The sequence below is a fragment of the Pararhizobium gei genome, from assembly GCF_029223885.1.
Taxonomy (GTDB): Bacteria; Pseudomonadota; Alphaproteobacteria; order Rhizobiales; family Rhizobiaceae; genus Pararhizobium; species Pararhizobium gei.
Genome location: NZ_CP119409.1, coordinates 1,941,876 through 1,960,467, shown reverse-complemented (window position 1 = coordinate 1,960,467; position 18,592 = coordinate 1,941,876). Strand labels below are relative to the sequence as shown.

Annotated in this window: 18 protein-coding genes; all 18 read right to left on the bottom strand. The window is 59.3% G+C overall.

All coding sequences use genetic code 11. The annotated features are described in order from the left end of the window. Positions 1-360: 360 nt before the first annotated feature. On the bottom strand, positions 361-630 hold the full coding sequence (locus PY308_RS09600) for a DUF1467 family protein (protein ID WP_275790629.1): 270 nt from the start codon (positions 628-630) through the stop codon (positions 361-363). A gap of 109 nt (positions 631-739) precedes the next feature. After that, positions 740-1,144 carry a methylmalonyl-CoA epimerase gene (gene mce / locus PY308_RS09595; protein ID WP_275790627.1) on the bottom strand — a complete coding sequence of 135 codons (405 nt, stop codon included), beginning with the start codon at positions 1,142-1,144 and terminating at the stop codon, positions 740-742. 22 nt (positions 1,145-1,166) lie between these two features. Further along, positions 1,167-2,834, bottom strand: coding sequence for a ribonuclease J (locus PY308_RS09590; protein WP_275790626.1), 1,668 nt, complete (start codon positions 2,832-2,834; stop codon positions 1,167-1,169). 19 nt (positions 2,835-2,853) lie between these two features. Further along, complete coding sequence (locus PY308_RS09585) at positions 2,854-3,618, bottom strand: biotin--[acetyl-CoA-carboxylase] ligase (RefSeq protein WP_434064251.1); 765 nt, start codon at positions 3,616-3,618, stop codon at positions 2,854-2,856. Further along, on the bottom strand, positions 3,618-5,060 hold the full coding sequence (nuoN, locus tag PY308_RS09580; RefSeq protein ID WP_275790622.1) for an NADH-quinone oxidoreductase subunit NuoN: 1,443 nt from the start codon (positions 5,058-5,060) through the stop codon (positions 3,618-3,620). Before nuoN ends, PY308_RS09585 begins: the two co-directional genes overlap by 1 nt. 18 nt (positions 5,061-5,078) lie before the next feature. Next, positions 5,079-6,590, bottom strand: coding sequence for an NADH-quinone oxidoreductase subunit M (locus tag PY308_RS09575; RefSeq protein ID WP_275790620.1), 1,512 nt, complete (start codon positions 6,588-6,590; stop codon positions 5,079-5,081). After that, positions 6,590-8,587, bottom strand: coding sequence for an NADH-quinone oxidoreductase subunit L (nuoL, locus tag PY308_RS09570; protein ID WP_275790619.1), 1,998 nt, complete (start codon positions 8,585-8,587; stop codon positions 6,590-6,592). The genes PY308_RS09575 and nuoL overlap by 1 nt, the downstream gene beginning before the upstream one ends. 7 nt (positions 8,588-8,594) lie before the next feature. Next, positions 8,595-8,903: an NADH-quinone oxidoreductase subunit NuoK gene (gene nuoK, locus PY308_RS09565; protein ID WP_275790617.1), complete on the bottom strand. Its 309-nt coding sequence runs from the start codon at positions 8,901-8,903 to the stop codon at positions 8,595-8,597. 27 nt (positions 8,904-8,930) lie between these two features. Then, on the bottom strand, positions 8,931-9,545 hold the full coding sequence (locus PY308_RS09560) for an NADH-quinone oxidoreductase subunit J (protein ID WP_275790615.1): 615 nt from the start codon (positions 9,543-9,545) through the stop codon (positions 8,931-8,933). A 134-nt stretch (positions 9,546-9,679) separates the two neighbouring features. After that, positions 9,680-10,171: an NADH-quinone oxidoreductase subunit NuoI gene (nuoI, locus tag PY308_RS09555; RefSeq protein ID WP_275791072.1), complete on the bottom strand. Its 492-nt coding sequence runs from the start codon at positions 10,169-10,171 to the stop codon at positions 9,680-9,682. Positions 10,172-10,235: 64 nt separating this feature from the next. Continuing rightward, positions 10,236-11,279 (bottom strand): NADH-quinone oxidoreductase subunit NuoH, encoded by a 1,044-nt coding sequence (gene nuoH, locus PY308_RS09550; protein WP_275790613.1) that lies wholly within the window; start codon positions 11,277-11,279, stop codon positions 10,236-10,238. 21 nt (positions 11,280-11,300) lie between these two features. Continuing rightward, a complete protein-coding gene (gene nuoG / locus PY308_RS09545; RefSeq protein ID WP_275790612.1) occupies positions 11,301-13,382 on the bottom strand; it encodes an NADH-quinone oxidoreductase subunit NuoG in 2,082 nt (693 codons plus the stop codon). 111 nt (positions 13,383-13,493) lie between these two features. Continuing rightward, positions 13,494-14,174 (bottom strand): helix-hairpin-helix domain-containing protein, encoded by a 681-nt coding sequence (locus tag PY308_RS09540; RefSeq protein WP_275790611.1) that lies wholly within the window; start codon positions 14,172-14,174, stop codon positions 13,494-13,496. A 5-nt stretch (positions 14,175-14,179) separates the two neighbouring features. Then, positions 14,180-15,484: an NADH-quinone oxidoreductase subunit NuoF gene (nuoF, locus tag PY308_RS09535; RefSeq protein ID WP_275790609.1), complete on the bottom strand. Its 1,305-nt coding sequence runs from the start codon at positions 15,482-15,484 to the stop codon at positions 14,180-14,182. 175 nt (positions 15,485-15,659) lie between these two features. Next, positions 15,660-16,547 (bottom strand): NADH-quinone oxidoreductase subunit NuoE, encoded by an 888-nt coding sequence (gene nuoE, locus PY308_RS09530; protein WP_434064220.1) that lies wholly within the window; start codon positions 16,545-16,547, stop codon positions 15,660-15,662. A gap of 16 nt (positions 16,548-16,563) precedes the next feature. Further along, complete coding sequence (locus tag PY308_RS09525; RefSeq protein WP_275790607.1) at positions 16,564-16,734, bottom strand: hypothetical protein; 171 nt, start codon at positions 16,732-16,734, stop codon at positions 16,564-16,566. Then, entirely contained in the window at positions 16,734-17,924 is a 1,191-nt protein-coding gene (locus PY308_RS09520; RefSeq protein WP_275790605.1) for an NADH-quinone oxidoreductase subunit D, read from the bottom strand. The genes PY308_RS09525 and PY308_RS09520 overlap by 1 nt, the downstream gene beginning before the upstream one ends. A gap of 57 nt (positions 17,925-17,981) precedes the next feature. Beyond that, positions 17,982-18,587 (bottom strand): NADH-quinone oxidoreductase subunit C, encoded by a 606-nt coding sequence (locus PY308_RS09515; RefSeq protein WP_275790604.1) that lies wholly within the window; start codon positions 18,585-18,587, stop codon positions 17,982-17,984. Between the last annotated feature and the right edge of the window lie 5 nt (positions 18,588-18,592).

Here is an 18,592-nt window from a genome sequence, read left to right as displayed (position 1 = left end):
TCAAGTGTAACAAAAATGCAAAAAAATATGATGACAACGCATAATGTTTGAGCTAGTTTCGGCTCAGAAAAGAGGCAGGGAGATTAAATTCTTGTCGATTTCGCGGTCAAGTCTTGGGAGGATAAGATCTTAGGCGCGGTTATACGCAGCCACCGGAAACGGATTATAGATCACGCGATACTTTAAGAACAAGGCTTTTAGCCTTGTTTTTTTTTGACTTTATCCCAACCTGCAAACAATTCGAATTCATCCCGTCGCCACGATCATGGCATTTTTCAGTCAGCAAATCATTTCATTTGCGGAGCCAGCCGGTAAGGCTCTGCTATCGCTTGGACGCCCACTCTTTGCGGAGCGTCATCGTCAGTAGAACTTCGGTGCAAATTGCGGGATGGCGTCAAGTCCATAACCAAGGCGAACGGACAGGATGTACCAGGTCAAATGAATGACTGCTGCCAGCACCGAGGTCATGACGAAGACCCGCCATCCCCGAAACCGCAACGGTGCGCTCTCGACGCTTCCCGGCACGACGCTCTTTTCTTCCGCCTGCGTTCTCAAGCCGATTGGCAGAACCATGAAAAGCGTCAGCCACCAGATAATGAAGTAAATCGCAAATGTCGAAAACAACGGCATGTCGGTCTCTCGCTGCCCGGCACGAAGCCCATGACCGGCTTCGTATGATTATCGTCTGCTTATACCGCGATGTGCGGCGATGGACAAACCGGTAGTTCGCGCCTTTCTGTCACACCTGCTCCAGCTCGATCAGCGTCCCGAAGAAATCCTTGGGATGCAGAAAAAGGACGGGCTTGCCGTGGGCGCCGAACTTCGGCTCGCCATCGCCCAACACTCTGCAGCCGGCAGCGACGAGCCGGTCGCGAGCCGATATGATGTCATCGACCTCATAACAGATGTGATGCATGCCGCCACCCGGGTTCCTTGCGAGGAAAGCCGCGATCGGTGAAGTCTCGCCGAGCGGCTCCAGCAGTTCCACCTTGGTGTTTTCCAGCGTCACGAACACCACACGGACGCCATGCTCAGGCAACAGTTCAGGCTCGGAAACGGATGCGCCGAGTGTAGAGGTATAGGTTTCGATTGCCTCGGCCAGGTTCGGCACGGCAAGAGCAATGTGGTTGACCCGTCCCAGCATAGCTATCGCCGCCCCGCCGTGGTTACAGCTTGTTGATGAAAACGGTTACGACCGGCTTCTTGCCCCATATCTCGTTGGTCGTCCCGCGAACGGCACGACGCACAGCTTCCTGCACCATGGCGAGATCCTTGCGTTTGCCGCGGGGTATGCTCTCGACAGCGCCGAGCACGGCATCATAGAGCGTGTCGTTCATGTCCTCGCCTTCGTCGTCGAACTCCGGCAGGCCGATGGTCACGACATCCGGATCGGCATTGAAGTCGTAACGCTCGTCCAGCACGACATTGACGCAGACATGTCCGGCAAAGGAAAGCTTGCGGCGTTCGCCGATCCCCATCTCCTCGAAATCGCCGATCAGGCTGCCATCCTTGTAGATGCGGCCATGCGGCGCCGTGCCAATGACCGTTGCCGGACCTGGCGCAAGGCGCAGGATATCACCGTTTCGCACCCGCGGCACGGTCTTGATGCCCGCCTGCAGGCCTAGTTCCGTCTGCGCGGACAGATGCACTGCCTCGCCGTGAACCGGCACAAGAATCTGTGGCCGCGTCCACTGGTACATCTGCTGCAATTCGTTGCGGCGCGGGTGGCCGGAAACATGCACCAACGCTTCGTTATCCGTGACGATATAAATGCCCTGCTCGACGAGGCCGTTCTTGATGTCGTTGATCGCCTTCTCGTTTCCGGGAATGGCGCGCGACGAAAACACCACCGTGTCGCCGGCCGTGAAAGCAACATTTCGCATCTCGTCGCGGGCGATCTTGGCAAGCGCCGCGCGGGATTCGCCCTGGCTTCCCGTCAGGATGACGACCACCTTGTCGCGCGGGATATAGCCGAACTCGTCCTCGGCGATGAAGGGATTGAGCCCTTCCATCAGGCCGACATCGCGGGCAACCTGCACCACGCGCTTCATCGAACTTCCAAGCAGAAGCACTTCGCGCCCGGCGGCGGCAGACGCCTTGGCGATGGAGCGAATGCGCCCGACATTGGAGGAAAAGGTGGTGATCGCAACCCGGCCCTGGGCGCTCTGGATGATTTTCGTGAGGCTCGCGGAGACTTCCTCTTCCGAAGGAGATACGCCGTCTCGCACAGCATTGGTGCTGTCGCACATCAGCGCCAGCACGCCTTCGTCGCCGACGGCACGGAAACGGGCCTCATCGGTAAACGGCCCAAGCGACGGCGCGTGATCGATCTTCCAGTCGCCGGTATGGACAAGATTGCCAAGCGGCGTGCGGATTACCAGAGACATTGGCTCGGGGATCGAATGGTTGACGCCGATGGCCTCAATTTCAAAAGGCCCGACAGTGATGCGGTCGCCTTCCTTGAAGATCGTGATCGGCACTTCCGCGCGGCTGCGCTCATAGCTGCGCTTGGCTTCGAGCATGCCTGCGGTAAAGGGTGAAGCGTAGACCGGAACATTGAGACCCGGCCAAAGATCGGCAAGCGCGCCGTAATGATCCTCATGGGCATGCGTGATGATGATGCCTTTCAGGTTCTTGCGCTCTTTTGCAAGGAAGCGGATATCCGGCAGCACGAGATCGACACCGGGCAGATCGAGCCCCGGAAAAGTCACGCCGCAATCGACCATGATCCATTGGCGGTTGGCCGGCTCGCCATAGCCGTACAAGGCCAGGTTCATGCCGATTTCTCCAACCCCGCCCAGGGGCAGGAAGACGAGTTCGTCTTTTTTGCTCATTCGTTGCTTGCGCCTTGTCTCATCCAAAAAACACATCGCCGGCGGCAATGCGGTGTACAGTGTCTGACCCCGTATCGAGGACCAGCCGGCCGTCTTCATCTATGCCCTCGAACCGCCCGGAAAGCGAGCGGTCCTGCAGGTTGACCGTGATTTTCTGGCCGATGCCACCCGCCGCGGCACGCCATTGGGCGATGATGCTGCTCACACCTTCACCCCTGTCCCAGTCATTTAATGCCTCGCCCATCGTCTTAAAGAAGCGGGCAAAAAACTCGTCCGTCGAAACGCTGGCGCCTTCTGCGTGAAGGCAGGTAACGGGGTATAGCGCGTGGTCGGGCGCATGCGCAATGTTGACGCCGCAACCGATCACCAGCGCTTGCTGGCCGCCCGGCAATGTTTCGCCCTCCAGCAGAATCCCAGAGCATTTCTTGCCGCCGATCAGAATATCGTTAGGCCATTTGATCGTGACCGGGTTCGATGCCAGCGGCATGACCTCCTGAACGGCCTGATGAAGCGCGACAGCGACGGCCAAGGGCAGCGAATGCAGCTTGGCAAGCGGAGCGGGATCGATCAAAAGCAAGGATGCGTAGAGATTGCCCGGCTCGGAAGTCCAGGCACGACCGCGGCGACCGCGCCCCTCGATCTGCCGCAAGGCTGTTATCCAGTGCAGTCCCTCGTCACCGGCTCTTGCCCGAAGCAGACATTCGGTGTTTGTCGAGCCGACGTCGCCGAGAGCCGTGTGGCGGAAATCATCGAGCGAAATTCCACCACGCCGTGCCCGGCTGATCAAAAGAAGGTCCGCGCGGCAACTTCGGCCGCGGTTCCGATTGGTCCACCGATCAGCACGTAGGCAGTAATGAACAGGCCGGAAAGACCGTAAACCAGCCGCAACATGCCGGACGGCCGGGCGAAATCGCTTTTGGCTTCGTCGAACCACATCAGCTTGATGACACGCAGATAGTAATAGGCGCCCACGACCGAGGAGAGGACACCGATGATGGCGAGCGCATAGAGTTGCGCCTCGATGGCGGCCATGAACACGAAATACTTGGCGAAGAAACCGGCGAGTGGCGGGATGCCGGCAAGTGAGAACATCAGGACCGTGAGCACCGTCGCCATGAAAGGGTTGGTCTGGGACAGGCCGGCCAGATCGTCGACACTTTCAACATGTTCGCCGTCCTTGCGCTTCATCGCCATAATGCAGGCAAAGGTGCCAAGCGTCATCACCATGTAGACAAGCATGTAGATCAGCACGCCGCGTACGCCGGCCATCGAACCGCTGGCGAGACCGACCAGCGCATAGCCCATGTGACCGATCGACGAATAGGCCATCAGCCGTTTGATGTTGCGCTGGCCGATGGCCGCAAAGGAGCCGAGAAGCATGGACGCTATCGACACGAAGACGACGATCTGGCGCCAATCCGCAACGATCGGCTCGAAAGGCGTGATGACGACGCGAATGAGCATTGCCATGGCCGCAATTTTCGGCGCAGCGGCAAAGAATGCCGTCACAGGAGTCGGGGCGCCTTCGTAAACGTCTGGCGTCCACATGTGAAAGGGAACCGCCGAGATTTTGAAGGCAACGCCGGCAAGGATGAAGACCAGGCCGAAGACCAGTCCCAGTGAGCGGCCTTCCGCCGACAAGGCGGTTGCGATGGCCTGGAAGCCGGTATGGCCGGTAAAGCCGTAGACCAGCGACATACCGTAGAGCAGCATGCCGGACGACAGGGCGCCGAGAACGAAATATTTAAGCCCTGCCTCGGTCGAGCGGACATTGTCGCGGTTCATGGCGGCAACGACGTAAAGTGCGAGAGACTGAAGCTCAAGCGCGAGATAGACCGAGATGAGATCGTTTGCCGAGATCATCAGCAGCATGCCGAGCGTCGCCAGAAGCACCAGCACCGGAAATTCGAACCGGTCGATACCCGACGCCCGCGCTTCGCCGAACGACATGGCCAAAGCGACGCCGGAGCCCGCAAGCGTCAGCACTTTCATGAATTTTGCAAAAGGGTCCGAGACGAAAACGCCGCCATAGGCCTGCCCGTCGCCAGTCTGCAAGACAAGCCAGCCGCCGGAAATTACGAGCACCGCCACGGCAAGACCGGTGACCAGCCCGAAGGACTTTTCGCCTGTGAAGACGCCGACCATCAGGAGAGCCATGGCGCCGATCGCAAGAATCAGCTCCGGCATCGACAGGTGCAGGCTCAGAAGGAATGTTTCAGTGGTCATCTCAATTCCGTCCCGTCGTCATTTCGGCAAAAGCGCAACGTTCTGCGCGGCCTGCAGAGCAGCAGTATAATTGTTCACAAGCACATCCACCGAGGCTGCCGTCACATCGAACACCGGCGCCGGATACACGCCGAAGAAGATAGTCAGCACGACAAGCGGATAAAGAAGCGCCTTTTCCCGGCCGGAGAGGTCAAGAAGAGATTTCAGGTTTTCCTTGTCGAGCGTGCCGAAAATGACCCGGCGATAGAGCCAGAGCGCATAGCAGGCCGACAGGATCACACCGGTTGTCGCAAAGAAGGCGACCCAGGTATTGGCGCGGAAGGCGCCCAGCAGCGTGGTGATTTCACCAACGAAACCAGACGTTCCGGGCAGTCCGACATTGGCCATGGTCAGCACCATGAAGATGACCGCATATTTCGGCATGTTGCTCACAAGGCCGCCATAGGCGCTGATCTCGCGGGTATGGGTCCGGTCGTAGACAACGCCGACGCAAAGGAACAGCGCGCCGGAGACGATGCCGTGCGACAGCATCTGGAAGATCGCCCCCTGCACGCCTTGCGTATTGGCGGCAAAGATCCCCATCGTGACATAGCCCATATGGGCCACCGATGAATAGGCGATCAGCTTCTTGATGTCGGTCTGCATCATCGCCACCAGCGATGTGTAGATGATGGCGACCACCGACAGTGTGAAGACGAAGGGCGCGAAATAGTCCGACGCGAGCGGGAACATGGCGAGCGAGAAACGCAGGAAGCCGTAGCCGCCGAGCTTCAGCAGAACACCCGCCAGAATGACGGAACCAGCCGTCGGCGCCTGCACGTGTGCGTCCGGAAGCCAGGTGTGGACCGGCCACATGGGCATCTTCACCGCAAAAGAGGCGAAGAAGGCTAGCCACAGCCAGGTCTGCATCTGGTGCGGGAAATTATAGGCCAGAAGTTCCGGAATGTCCGTCGTACCGGCCTGCCAGTACATCGCCATGATGGCGAGCAGCATCAGGACCGAGCCGAGAAGCGTGTAGAGGAAGAACTTGTAGGATGCGTAGACCCGGTCCTTGCCGCCCCAGACGCCGATGATGATGAACATCGGAATGAGGCCGGCTTCGAAAAAGACATAGAACAGCACGATATCGAGCGACACGAAGACGCCGATCATGAAGATTTCCAGAAGCAGGAAACAGATCATGTACTGTTTCAGGCGCTTCTCGATCGTCAACCAGCTTGCGGCGATGCAGAACGGCATCAGGAAAGCCGACAGCACGACGAAGAGGATGGAGATACCGTCCACACCGAGATGATAGGAGATCCCTGTTCCGAGCCAGGCGTGTTTTTCCACCATCTGGAAGCCCGGATTGGCGTAGTCGAAATTCCACCAGACCCAGAGCGACACGATGAAGGTGACGATCGTTGTCAGAAGGGAGATATTGAGGATGTTGCGGCGGCCGGCAGCGCTGTCTTCCCGCGTCAAAAGCAGGAGGACGACACCGGCCAGCGGCAGGAAGGTGACCGCGGAAAGAATGGGCCAATCGGTCATCAGAAGGAACTCCCGAGCATCATCCAGGTAATAAGCGCCGCGATGCCGATCAGCATGACGAAGGCGTAGTGGTAGAGGTAGCCGGTCTGCAGGCGAACGACGCGGTCGGTCACATCCATGACGCGGGCGGCGATGCCGTTGGGGCCATAGCCGTCAATGACGCGGCCGTCGCCTTCCTTCCAGAGGAAAGTGCCGATGCGTTTGGCCGGACGGACGAACAGGAAGTCGTACAGCTCGTCGAAGTACCATTTGTTCAGCAGGAACTGGTAGAGGCCGCGATGCTGCTCAGCCAGATATTTCGGGGTCTCTGGCGAGCGGATATACATATACCAGGCTGTGGCAAAACCCAGAACCATAGCGATGAACGGGCTCAACGCCACCATGACCGGAACGTGATGGAATTCCTCCAGCAGTTCGTTCTCTGCAGAAGTGAAGAGCGCCCCCTGCCAGAATTCGGCATAGTGGTGGCCATAGAAATAGCCTTCGAATACCATGCCGGCAACGACTGCGCCAAAGGCGAGGATGTAGAGCGGCACAAGCATGACCTGCGGCGATTCATGCACATGGTGCATGACCTCGTGGGAGGCCCGCGGCTTGCCGTAGAACGTCATGAAGATGAGGCGCCACGAATAGAAGCTCGTGAAGCAGGCGCCAACAACCAGCATGGTGAAGGCAAAGCCGGACAGTGGCGAGTGCGACGCATAGGCCGCTTCGATGATCACGTCCTTGGAGATGAAGCCGGCAAAACCGATGCCGCTGAAGGGAATGCCGACGCCGGTGATGGCGAGCGTTCCAATCATCATCATCCAGTACGTCACCTTGATGTGCGGCCGCAGACCGCCCATGTGGCGCATGTCCTGCTCGCCATCGACGGCGTGGATGACCGAGCCGGCGCATAGGAACAGCAGCGCCTTGAAGAAGGCATGCGTGAAGAGGTGGAAAATGGCAGCGCCGTAGGCACCGACGCCGAGCGCCACGAACATGTAGCCGAGCTGGGAGCAAGTCGAATAGGCGATGACGCGCTTGATGTCGTTCTGGACGAGACCGACGGTGGCTGCAAAGAAGGCCGTGATGGCGCCGACCAGGGTAACGACGGTCAAGGCGGTCGGCGACAATTCGAACAGCGGCGACATGCGGGCGACGAGGAACACGCCGGCGGTGACCATTGTCGCGGCATGGATCAGCGCCGACACGGGCGTCGGGCCTTCCATGGCGTCCGGCAGCCAGGTGTGCAGCAGAAACTGCGCCGACTTGCCCATGGCGCCCATGAAGAGCAGCAGGCAGATGCCGGTAATCGCGTCCGCCTTGTCGAGATGCATGCCGAACAGATTGATGACCGCTTCCCCGCCTTCGGCAGCGCCCTCAGCCGGCAGATAGCTTGCCGCGGCAGCAAAGATCGTCTCGAAGCTGATGGAACCGAACAGCACGAAAACGCCAAAGATGCCGAGCGCGAAGCCGAAGTCGCCGACGCGGTTGACGATGAACGCTTTCATCGCGGCAGCCGAGGCCGACGGCTTCTTGTACCAGAAGCCGATCAGCAGATAGGAGGCGAGACCGACGCCTTCCCAGCCGAAGAACATCTGCAGCAGGTTATCCGACGTCACCAGCATCAGCATGGCGAAGGTGAAGAGCGAGAGATAGGCAAAGAAGCGCGGCCGATGCGGATCGTGGTGCATGTAGCCGATCGAGTAGAGGTGAACGAGGCAGGATACCGTATTGACGACCACGAACATCACAGCTGTCAGCGTATCGACCCTGAAGGCCCATTCCGCATCGAAGCTGCCGGACTGGATCCAGCGCATGACGGTGACCTTGACCATCTCCGTCTCGCCGAGCGCAATATTGAAGAAGACAATCCAGGACAGGATGGCGACGATGATCATGAAGCCGGTGGTGACATATTCCGACGCCTTGGCGCCGATCGAGGTGCCGAACAGGCCGACGATCAGGAAGCCGATCAGCGGCAGGAAAACAATGGCTTGAATAAGCGTGTTCATTGCCCGCTCAGCCCTTCATCATGTTGATGTCTTCAACCGCGATCGAGCCGCGGTTTCGGTAGAAGACAACGAGAATTGCAAGACCGATGGCGGCTTCCGCAGCGGCGACAGTCAGAATGAAAAGCGCAAACACCTGACCGGTGATGTCGCCAAGGAACGACGAGAAGGCGACCATGTTGATGTTCACAGCAAGCAGGATAAGCTCGACCGACATCAGGATGATGATGACGTTCTTCCGGTTGAGGAAGATGCCGAAGACGCCGAGCGTAAACAGGATGGCGCTGACGGTCAGATAGTGGGAAATACCGATTTCCATGATGATTGTTCCTTGAACCCGTCCGTCTTAAAGGCCCTGCCCCGACTTCACCTTGACCACTTCGACAGCGGTCTTCGGCGAACGGGCAACCTGTTGGCTGATATCCTGGCGCTTGATATTTTCACGATGCCGCAGCGTCAGCACGATGGCGCCGATCATGGCGACCAGCAGGACGAGGCCGGCGATCTGGAAGAAGTATACATAGTGCGTGTAGAGCACATCCCCGAGTGCCGCGGTGTTGGTCCGGTCGGCAATCGCGGGAATTGGCATCGAGATCGTTTTGGCGATTTCCGGCGACAGCGTCGATCCGCCGACGACGACGATCAGTTCCGCCGCGAGGATCAGACCGATCAAGGCTCCGACAGGCGCATATTCCAGCACGCCGGAGCGCAACTGGGTGAAATCGATGTCGAGCATCATGACGACGAACAGGAAGAGAACTGCCACCGCGCCGATATAGACGACGAGAAGGATCATCGCCAGAAATTCGGCGCCGGTGAGAAGAAACAAGCCGGCGGCATTGAAGAAGGTCAGGATCAGGAACAGCACGGAATACACCGGGTTGCGCGCCGAAATGACCATAAACGCCGACGCGATCGCGACGAATGAAAACAGATAGAAAAAAAGAGCCTGCAGACCCATGATCGGTGCCTTTTCGTCATCCCCCGGCAAGGAGAGCGTTGCGCCATTCCTGCCGTCGGCGCCCCGGGGTGCCGGTCGCGCCTTAATCAGTGTTTGCCCCGGCCCATCACGGCTGGCGCAGTCTTTCCAACGCCTTAGCGATACGGCGAGTCGATTGCGATGTTGCGGGCAATTTCCCGCTCCCAGCGGTCGCCGTTCGAAAGCAGCCGGTCCTTGTCGTAGTAGAGCTCTTCACGCGTTTCCGTGGCGAATTCGAAGTTGGGCCCCTCGACAATCGCGTCCACCGGACAGGCTTCCTGGCAAAACCCGCAATAGATGCACTTTACCATATCGATGTCGTAGCGGACCGTGCGGCGGGTGCCGTCGTTGCGGCGCGGGCCTGCCTCGATGGTGATCGCCTGGGCAGGACAGATCGCCTCGCACAGCTTGCAGGCGATGCAACGTTCTTCGCCGTTCGGGTAACGGCGCAGCGCATGCTCGCCGCGAAAACGCGGGCTGATCGGCCCCTTCTCAAAGGGATAGTTCAGTGTCGCCTTGGGCGCGAAGAAATAGCGCATCGATAGAAGAAACGCGCCAAAGAATTCCTTGAGGAACAGTGAACTGACGGCTTGCGACAGACTGGCCATCATCAACCTCCAAACATGCCGGCCTGGAAGGCGCCGGCGAATTTTGTGAAACGGCGTACGGACATCAGGCCCATACAACCAGCTTCAACGTGACTGCAACAATGAAGACCATGGCGAGCGACAGCGGCAGAAAAACCTTCCACCCAAGTCGCATCAACTGGTCGTAGCGGTAGCGCGGCACGAAGGCCTTTACCATGGCGAACATGAAGAACACCATCGATGCTTTCAGAACGAACCATATGATGCCGGGAACCCAGTTCAGGAACCAGACATCGACCGGCGGCAGCCAGCCGCCGAGAAACAGGATCGTCGTCAGCGCGCACATCAGGCAGATGGCCGCATATTCCCCGAGCATGAACATCATATAGGGGGTAGAGCCATACTCGACCATGAAGCCGGCAACCAGTTCCGATTCCGCTTCGACCAGATCGAAGGGCGGACGGTTGGTCTCCGCCAGCGCCGAGATGAAGAAGATGATGAACATCGGAAACAGCGGCAGCCAGTACCAGTCTAGGAAGGAACCAGGCAGACCCACCATTGTGCCGAGACCGTCGCGCTGCGAGTTGACGATATCGGTCAGGTTCAGCGACCCGGCACAGAGCAGCACGGTGACGATAACGAAACCGATCGAGACTTCGTAGGACACCATCTGGGCGGCCGAGCGAAGGGCGCTCAGAAAGGGGTATTTCGAGTTCGACGCCCAGCCGCCCATGATGACGCCATAAACTTCGAGTGAAGATATGGCAAAGACATAGAGGATGCCGACATTGATGTTCGCCATGACCCAGTTTGCATTCAGCGGGATGACGGCCCATGCAGCCAGAGCCAGCGTGACGGACACCAGCGGCGCCAGCAGGAACAGGCCCTTGTTGGCGCCAGCCGGAATGACAGGCTCCTTGAACACGAATTTCAACAGATCGGCGAAGGACTGGAAAAGTCCCCAGGGGCCTACCACATTCGGTCCACGCCGCAGTTGCACCGCCGCCCAGACCTTGCGGTCGGCCAGCAGGATATATGCGATGAATATCAGGAGCGCGACCAGCAGCAGCAGCGACTGGCCGATCATGATGGCTGTTGGCCAGACATAGGTCGAAACGAAAGCGTCCATTGTCGTCTTATTCCTTCGCGCTCATTCCGCCGCAGCTTTGAAGTTGTTGCGTGCCAAGGCTGAACATTCGGCCATGACCGCAGATGCGCGTGCTATCGGGTTCGTCAAATAGAAGTCTTTGACCGGCGACGCAAATACCGATTTGCCCATCTCACCGGCTTTTTGTGCAAGTGCGGCAATTTCACCGCTTACGCCCGGCGCAATGGCGTCGATTTCCGCGAAATGCGGATAGGCTGCGTAGAGTTTGGCGCGCAATTGCGTCAGCGAATCGAACGGCAGGCGCTTGCCAAGCACATCCGAAAGCGCCCGCAGGATCGCCCAGTCCTCCCGCGCATCGCCTGGAGCGAAGCCGGCCCGGTTGCCCATCTGAACCCGGCCTTCGGTATTGACCCAGGTGCCCGACTTTTCCGTGTAGGTCGCAGCCGGCAGGATGACGTCCGCGCCATGCGCGCCTTCGTCGCCATGCGAGCCGATATAGACGGTGAAGCCTGCGGTCTTGACTGAGAAATCCATCTCGTCGGCACCGAGCAGGAAAAGCACATCCATCGCAGTCAGCATTTCCGCCGCGGTTCTGCCCCCCTCGCCCGGCACGAAGCCGAGATCGAGGCCGCCGACGCGCGAGGCCGCCGTGTGCAGAACGGCAAAGCCGTTCCAGTCTGCAGTTACGGCACCAACAGCGTCGGCAAGCTTTGCAGCGGCGGCGAGCACGGAGGCGCCGGTCCCGCCGGAGATGGCCCCCTGCCCGATGATGATCATCGGACGTTCGGCCTTGGTGAGCACATCCAGGAACGCGCCGCGGCCCGCAACCAGTTCGGCGAGCGAGTCGGTGCCCGCCCCGATATAGTCATAGGTGTAACGCAGTTCCGTCTGCTCCCCGATGACGCCGATCGGGAATTTGGCCATCCGGAAACGCTTGCGGATGCGGGCGTTGAGAACAGATGCCTCGAAGCGCGGGTTCGAGCCGATGATTAACAGCGCATCGGCATTTTCGATGCCCTGGATCGTCGGGTTGAAAATGTAGCTGGAACGGCCGAGGGCGGGATCGAGCGCTGCACCATCCTGACGGCAATCGATGTTCGCCGAACCGAGCGACAGCATCAATTCCTTCAGCGCGTAGATTTCCTCGACAGAAGCGAGATCGCCGGCAATAGCGCCGATCCGGTCGCCGCTCGTCCGCGAAACCGCAGCCTTGATGGCCGCGAAGGCTTCGTTCCAACTGGCCGGCTGCAGCCGGCCGTCCTTCTTGACATAGGGACGATCGAGCCGCTGGGTCTTCAGGCCATCCCAGATAAAGCGGGTCTTGTCGGAGATCCACTCTTCGTTGATTTCCTCATTGACGCGCGGCATGACGCGCATGACTTCGCGACCGCGCGTATCGACGCGGATCGCCGATCCCACAGCGTCCATCACATCGATCGATTCGGTCTTGCCAAGTTCCCAGGGACGGGCATGGAAGGCGTAGGGCTTGGAGGTCAAGGCGCCAACGGGGCAGAGATCGACGACATTGCCCTGAAGCTCTGAGGTCATGGCCTGTTCGAGATAGGTCGTAATCTCGGCGTCTTCTCCGCGACCGATCAGGCCGAGTTCGGCGATGCCGGCGACCTCGGTGGTAAAGCGAACGCAGCGCGTGCAGTGGATGCAGCGGTTCATCACCGTCTTGACCAGCGGGCCGATATATTTGTCCTCGACGGCGCGCTTGTTCTCGTTATAGCGGGTCGAATCGACACCGAAGGCCATGGCCTGGTCCTGCAGGTCGCATTCGCCGCCCTGGTCGCAGATCGGACAATCGAGCGGATGGTTGATCAGAAGGAACTCCATGACGCCTTCGCGCGCCTTCTTGACCATCGGCGTTGTCGTGAAGACTTCAGGGGTCTCGCCGTTCGGGCCGGGACGCAGGTCGCGCACGCCCATGGCGCAGGACGCTGCCGGCTTCGGCGGCCCGCCCTTCACCTCGATCAGACACATGCGGCAGTTTCCCGCGACCGAAAGCCGCTCGTGGAAACAGAAGCGCGGAACCTCGGCGCCGGCTTCCTCGCATGCCTGCAGCAGCGTGAAATGGTCCGGGACCTCGATCTCTTTTCCGTCGACTTTCAGCTTTGCCATCTTCGTACTCAATCCTGTCGTTCATTCGCCAGCCAAAGCGGCAAACAGATATTATAAAGGCACGCTCACCTGTTGAACGAGAACCGCCGGGTCCCCGCTCGAAACTCACTTTCAGCCCTTCAGCAGGACTTTCGCCTGCTCGACCCAGTTGTCCCGGACGATCCGCCCGCCGAAACCGAGTTCGCCGTCAAACCGCTGAACATCAGCTTCAGTCCAGGCTGCGATGTCCCGGTAGGACCTTACCCCCTTGCCATTCAGCACCTGCTCGAGCTTGGGGCCGATGCCGCCGATCTTTTTCAAATCGTCGACTTTCGGTTTCTTCGAGCCCGCCGTTCTCGTTGTCGCCTTACCGCGCACCGGCTTTTCGGTCTTTACAACATAAGCCGGCACAGGAGCAGCTTCGACCAGTTCCGCCGCGGGTTCGGAAGCCTTTTCAGCCTCTAAAACCTGAACAGGCTTTGTTTCCTCAACGGTTTCAGAAACTTCGCCGGATAGATGTCCGTCCTCGGCCTCATCGGCCTTTTGCTGCGGCCGCGACAAACCCTGCATAGCCTCGAGCATGAAGCCGGCGATCCGGCCGGTAATGTCCAGACCGATCGCGGTCGCCGCCGCCATGGCCGCCACCGGATGTTGCATCAGCGGATGGATTTGCCCGTTCGGCATGGTTCTCAGCCACTCCGACATCCCGAAAGGATTCGTTCCCGACGCGCCTCCACCGGCCGGGGCGTCAGCCAAAGGATCGGCATGACCTGCCCCTGCTCCTTTGCCCGCTTCCTTTTCCGGCGTTGCCATGTCTCTCACTCCGCTGCTTGCAGGACTGCCCCATGCGTTGTCGCGTTGCGCGTATAATCGTCGATACGCTTTTCCATTTCCGGACGGAAGTTGCGGATGAGGCCCTGTATGGGCCAGGCCGCCGCATCGCCGAGCGCGCAGATCGTATGCCCCTCGACCTGCTTGCTCACGTCGAACAACATGTCGATCTCGCGCTTCTGCGCCCTGCCCTGCACCATGCGCTCCATGACGCGCATCATCCAGCCCGTGCCCTCGCGGCATGGTGTGCACTGGCCGCAGCTCTCATGTTTGTAGAAGGCCGCCAGACGCCAGATCGCCTTGATGATATCGGTCGAGCGATCCATGACGATGACAGCCGCCGTTCCGAAGGATGATTTCACGTCCCGCATGCCGTCGAAATCCATCGGCGCATCGAGGATGTGCTCGCCCTTGACCACAGGACAGGAGGATCCGCCCGGAATGACCGCCAGCAGATTATCCCAGCCGCCGCGCACACCGCCGCAGTGGCGCTCGATCAATTCGCGGAACGGGATTCCCATGGCTTCCTCGACCGTGCAAGGCTTGTTGACATGGCCGGAGACCATGAAGAGCTTGGTCCCGACGTTGTTTGGCCGGCCGATAGCCGAAAACCAGCCTGCGCCACGCCGGAGGATCGTCGGGGCCACCGCAATCGACTCGACATTGTTGACCGTCGTCGGGCAACCGTAGAGGCCCATATTCGCCGGGAATGGCGGCTTCAGACGCGGCTGGCCCTTCTTGCCTTCGAGGCTTTCGAGCAGCGCTGTTTCCTCGCCGCAGATATATGCGCCGGCGCCGTGGTGGACGTAAATATCCATGTCCCAGCCAAGCTTGTTGCCGACCCCAAGAAGGCCTGCATCATAGCATTCGTCGATCGCGGCCTGCAGCGCTTCGCGCTCGCGGATATATTCGCCGCGAACGTAAATATAGGCGGCATGTGCGCCCATCGCAAAGCTTGCAATCACACAGCCTTCGATCAGCGTATGCGGATCGTGGCGCATAATGTCGCGGTCCTTGCAGGTGCCGGGCTCGGACTCGTCGGCATTGACCACCAGATAATGCGGCCGACCGTCGCTTTCCTTCGGCATGAAGGACCATTTGAGGCCTGTCGGGAAGCCGGCGCCGCCGCGACCGCGCAGACCGGACGCCTTCATCTCGTTGATGATCCAGTCGCGTCCCTTTTCCAGGATCTGCTTCGTCCCGTCCCAATGGCCACGGCCCATGGCGCCTTTCAGCGACTTGTCATGGATGCCGTAGATGTTGGTAAAAATGCGATCTTTATCGTCTAGCATGGCTTATTCCGCCGGTTCTTCGAGAATGTAAACCCGATCTTGAACGGGTCAGTCCTGTATCAGTCCGTCAGCCTTCGCGCGCTTCGCGCCCAAAGACCATGATGTACCCGGCTTCACAGCCACTGGCCAGAGCATCTGCACAGGGAACCGCTCCCCGAAGCTCCGACCTTCGTCTTTATTTCGTCTCCGGTGACGGCGTCTTCGCGCCCGCCGTCAGGTCCGTCTTCGGGCCGCCCTCCGGCGTATCGACCGGTCCTGCATCCTTGGTTTCCGCGCCGGTCTTCTTCGTGTTGGCTGCCGCCTCGCCCTTGGCCGTCACAGGCGTTTTGACGGTCGGATCGGCTTCGGGCGCATCCGGTTTCGCACGACCGGCATTGGTCGGCGGAACGCTTGCGCCATCTGCCTCTGCAACCGGTACCGGCGCTTCCGTCACCTGGTTGCGCTGCGGCTTCGGCTCTTCCGTCAATGTCGTCAAGCCGCCGATTGGCGCCGAAAACACACGCTCGATCTGCGGGCCTGGCACGATGTCCACACCCTTGCCTGCTTCGAAGCTGTCGATAATCTGTTCGAGCCGCTCTACCGTCAGATCCTCGAACGTATCCTTGAAGATCATGACCATCGGTGCATTGACGCAGGCGCCCTGACACTCGACCTCTTCCCAGGACAGCGTGCCTGCCGCATTGGGCGTCAGCGGCTGTGAATGGATGCGCTGCTTGCAGAGGCTGATCAGTTCCTCGGAGCCGCGCAGCATGCAAGGCGTGGTTCCGCAGACCTGCACATGGGCGCGGGTGCCAACCGGTTTCAGCTGGAACTGCGTGTAGAAGGTCGCAACCTCCAGCACGCGGATATACGGCATGCTCAGCATGTCGGCAATGCTTTCGATCGCCGCCTTGGTGACCCAGCCGTCCTGCTCCTGCGCCCGCATCAACAGCGGAATAACCGCGGACTGCTCGCGGCCTTTGGGATATTTATTGATCGTTGCCTGCGCCCAACTGGCATTGCCCTCGTTAAAGGCAAAGCGCTGCGGCTGGACATTTTCCTCGGCTAGTCGACGAACGGACATTCTTCCCGCACCTTATTCAGTTTTTCGAGCCGGTTCGCATGCTGCTGAACAGCAGGTCGACACCGGAGGAATGTAGATCGCGGCGATCGGCCGCGGCGGAAAACGAGGCGCCGGACGACGACTGCGCCATCAGGCGGTCCAGCGTCTGGATAACGAAACGACGGGCAGCGACGGAGCGTTCGAGCATCAGCGATCCACCTCGCCGAAGACGATGTCCAGCGAACCGAGAATGGCTGAAACATCGGCCAGCTGGTGCCCGCGACAGATATAATCCATGGCCTGCAGATGGGCGTAACCCGGCGCCCTGATCTTGCACCGGTAAGGCTTGTTGGTTCCGTCGGACACGACATAGACGCCGAATTCACCTTTGGGTGCTTCCACAGCGGCGTAAACCTCGCCCTCCGGCACATGATAGCCTTCAGTGTAGAGCTTGAAGTGGTGAATCAGCGCCTCCATCGAGCGCTTCATCTCGCCACGCTTCGGCGGAACCACCTTGCCGTCGAGCGACGAGTGCGGCCCGATCTTGGCGTCGTCCAGCAGGCGATCGACGCATTGGCGCATGATCTTTGCCGATTCGCGCATTTCGATCATGCGGATCACGTAACGGTCGTAACAATCGCCGTTCTTGCCGATCGGAATATCGAAATCCATGTCGGCGTAACATTCATAAGGCTGCGATTTACGCAGATCCCAGGCAGCGCCGGAGCCGCGCACCATGACGCCGGAGAAACCCCATGCCCAGGCATCGGCCAGCGTCACCACGCCGATATCGACATTGCGCTGCTTGAAGATGCGATTTTCCGTCAGAAGCTCATCGATGTCATCGACGGTCTTGAGAAACGGATCGATCCATTTGCCGATATCCTCGACCAGTTCGCTCGGCAGATCCTGGTGAACGCCGCCCGGCCGGAAATAGGCGGCATGCATACGCGAGCCGGATGCGCGTTCGTAGAACACCATCAACTTCTCGCGCTCTTCGAACCCCCAAAGCGGCGGCGTGAGCGCGCCCACATCCATGGCCTGGGTCGTCACGTTGAGCAGATGCGACAGGATGCGCCCGATTTCGGAATAGAGCACGCGGATCAGCTGGCCGCGGATCGGAACCTCGGTTCCGGTCAATTTTTCAACTGCCAGTGCGAAGGCATGCTCCTGATTCATCGGCGCGACATAATCCAGCCGATCGAAATAAGGCACCGCCTGCAGATACGTCTTTGTCTCTATCAGCTTCTCTGTGCCGCGATGCAACAGTCCGATATGAGGGTCCACCCGTTCGACGATTTCACCGTCGAGTTCCAGTACGAGACGCAGCACGCCGTGCGCTGCCGGATGCTGTGGACCGAAATTGATATTAAAATTCCGGACGTTATGTTCGTTCATTGGCGCCTGCTCCAAGCCTGGCAAACTCGCATCGATGCAAGCCCGTGGCCTTCCATGTCACTTCGCGTTTGCTTTCTCATCCCCTGGCAGAACGTAATCCGTTCCCTCCCAGGGTGACATAAAATCAAAGTTGCGGAATTCCTGTTTCAGCGCCACCGGCTCATAGACAACCCGCTTGGCCTCGTCGTTATAGCGAACCTCGACATAACCGGTTGTCGGGAAGTCCTTGCGCAAAGGATAGCCTTCAAAACCGTAGTCGGTCAAAATGCGGCGCAAATCCGGATGGCCGGTGAAGAGGATGCCGTACATGTCGTAGGCTTCCCGCTCGAACCAGTCGGCTCCCGGATAGACGTCGCATGCTGATGGCACGGGCTGGTCTTCGCCGATGACAATCTTCACCCGGATTCGCAGGTTCTGCTTGGGCGACAGGAGATGGTAGACAACGTCGAACCGTTCCGGGCGCTGCGGCCAGTCGACACCACAGATGTCGATAAAGCTGATGAAACCGCAGCGCGCATCATCGCGCAAAAAGGTCAGCAGTTCGATCAGATTGGCAGGCGTGGCGTTCAGCGTCAGATCACCGAATGCGATCGTCGCGTCGGAAATCAGCGCGCCACGCGTTTCGCGGATATAGGCCGCCAGTCCGTTCAGGGCTTCACTCATGTTCA

What these genes read in the sequence shown, in the direction of transcription:
- nuoG (WP_275790612.1), bottom strand. Translation starts at nt 13,382, where the DNA reads ATGGCAAAGCTGAAAGTCGACGGAAAAGAGATCGAGGTCCCGGACCAT.
- nuoK (WP_275790617.1), bottom strand. Translation starts at nt 8,903, where the DNA reads ATGGAAATCGGTATTTCCCACTATCTGACCGTCAGCGCCATCCTGTTT.
- nuoH (WP_275790613.1), bottom strand. Translation starts at nt 11,279, where the DNA reads ATGGACGCTTTCGTTTCGACCTATGTCTGGCCAACAGCCATCATGATC.
- PY308_RS09560 (WP_275790615.1), bottom strand. Translation starts at nt 9,545, where the DNA reads ATGGGTCTGCAGGCTCTTTTTTTCTATCTGTTTTCATTCGTCGCGATC.
- PY308_RS09590 (WP_275790626.1), bottom strand. Translation starts at nt 2,834, where the DNA reads ATGAGCAAAAAAGACGAACTCGTCTTCCTGCCCCTGGGCGGGGTTGGA.
- nuoL (WP_275790619.1), bottom strand. Translation starts at nt 8,587, where the DNA reads ATGAACACGCTTATTCAAGCCATTGTTTTCCTGCCGCTGATCGGCTTC.
- nuoE (WP_434064220.1), bottom strand. Translation starts at nt 16,547, where the DNA reads ATGTCCGTTCGTCGACTAGCCGAGGAAAATGTCCAGCCGCAGCGCTTT.
- mce (WP_275790627.1), bottom strand. Translation starts at nt 1,144, where the DNA reads ATGCTGGGACGGGTCAACCACATTGCTCTTGCCGTGCCGAACCTGGCC.
- PY308_RS09600 (WP_275790629.1), bottom strand. Translation starts at nt 630, where the DNA reads ATGCCGTTGTTTTCGACATTTGCGATTTACTTCATTATCTGGTGGCTG.
- PY308_RS09525 (WP_275790607.1), bottom strand. Translation starts at nt 16,734, where the DNA reads ATGCTCGAACGCTCCGTCGCTGCCCGTCGTTTCGTTATCCAGACGCTG.
- PY308_RS09515 (WP_275790604.1), bottom strand. Translation starts at nt 18,587, where the DNA reads ATGAGTGAAGCCCTGAACGGACTGGCGGCCTATATCCGCGAAACGCGT.
- nuoI (WP_275791072.1), bottom strand. Translation starts at nt 10,171, where the DNA reads ATGGCCAGTCTGTCGCAAGCCGTCAGTTCACTGTTCCTCAAGGAATTC.
- nuoN (WP_275790622.1), bottom strand. Translation starts at nt 5,060, where the DNA reads ATGACCACTGAAACATTCCTTCTGAGCCTGCACCTGTCGATGCCGGAG.
- nuoF (WP_275790609.1), bottom strand. Translation starts at nt 15,484, where the DNA reads ATGCTAGACGATAAAGATCGCATTTTTACCAACATCTACGGCATCCAT.
- PY308_RS09520 (WP_275790605.1), bottom strand. Translation starts at nt 17,924, where the DNA reads ATGAACGAACATAACGTCCGGAATTTTAATATCAATTTCGGTCCACAG.
- PY308_RS09575 (WP_275790620.1), bottom strand. Translation starts at nt 6,590, where the DNA reads ATGACCGATTGGCCCATTCTTTCCGCGGTCACCTTCCTGCCGCTGGCC.
- PY308_RS09540 (WP_275790611.1), bottom strand. Translation starts at nt 14,174, where the DNA reads ATGGCAACGCCGGAAAAGGAAGCGGGCAAAGGAGCAGGGGCAGGTCAT.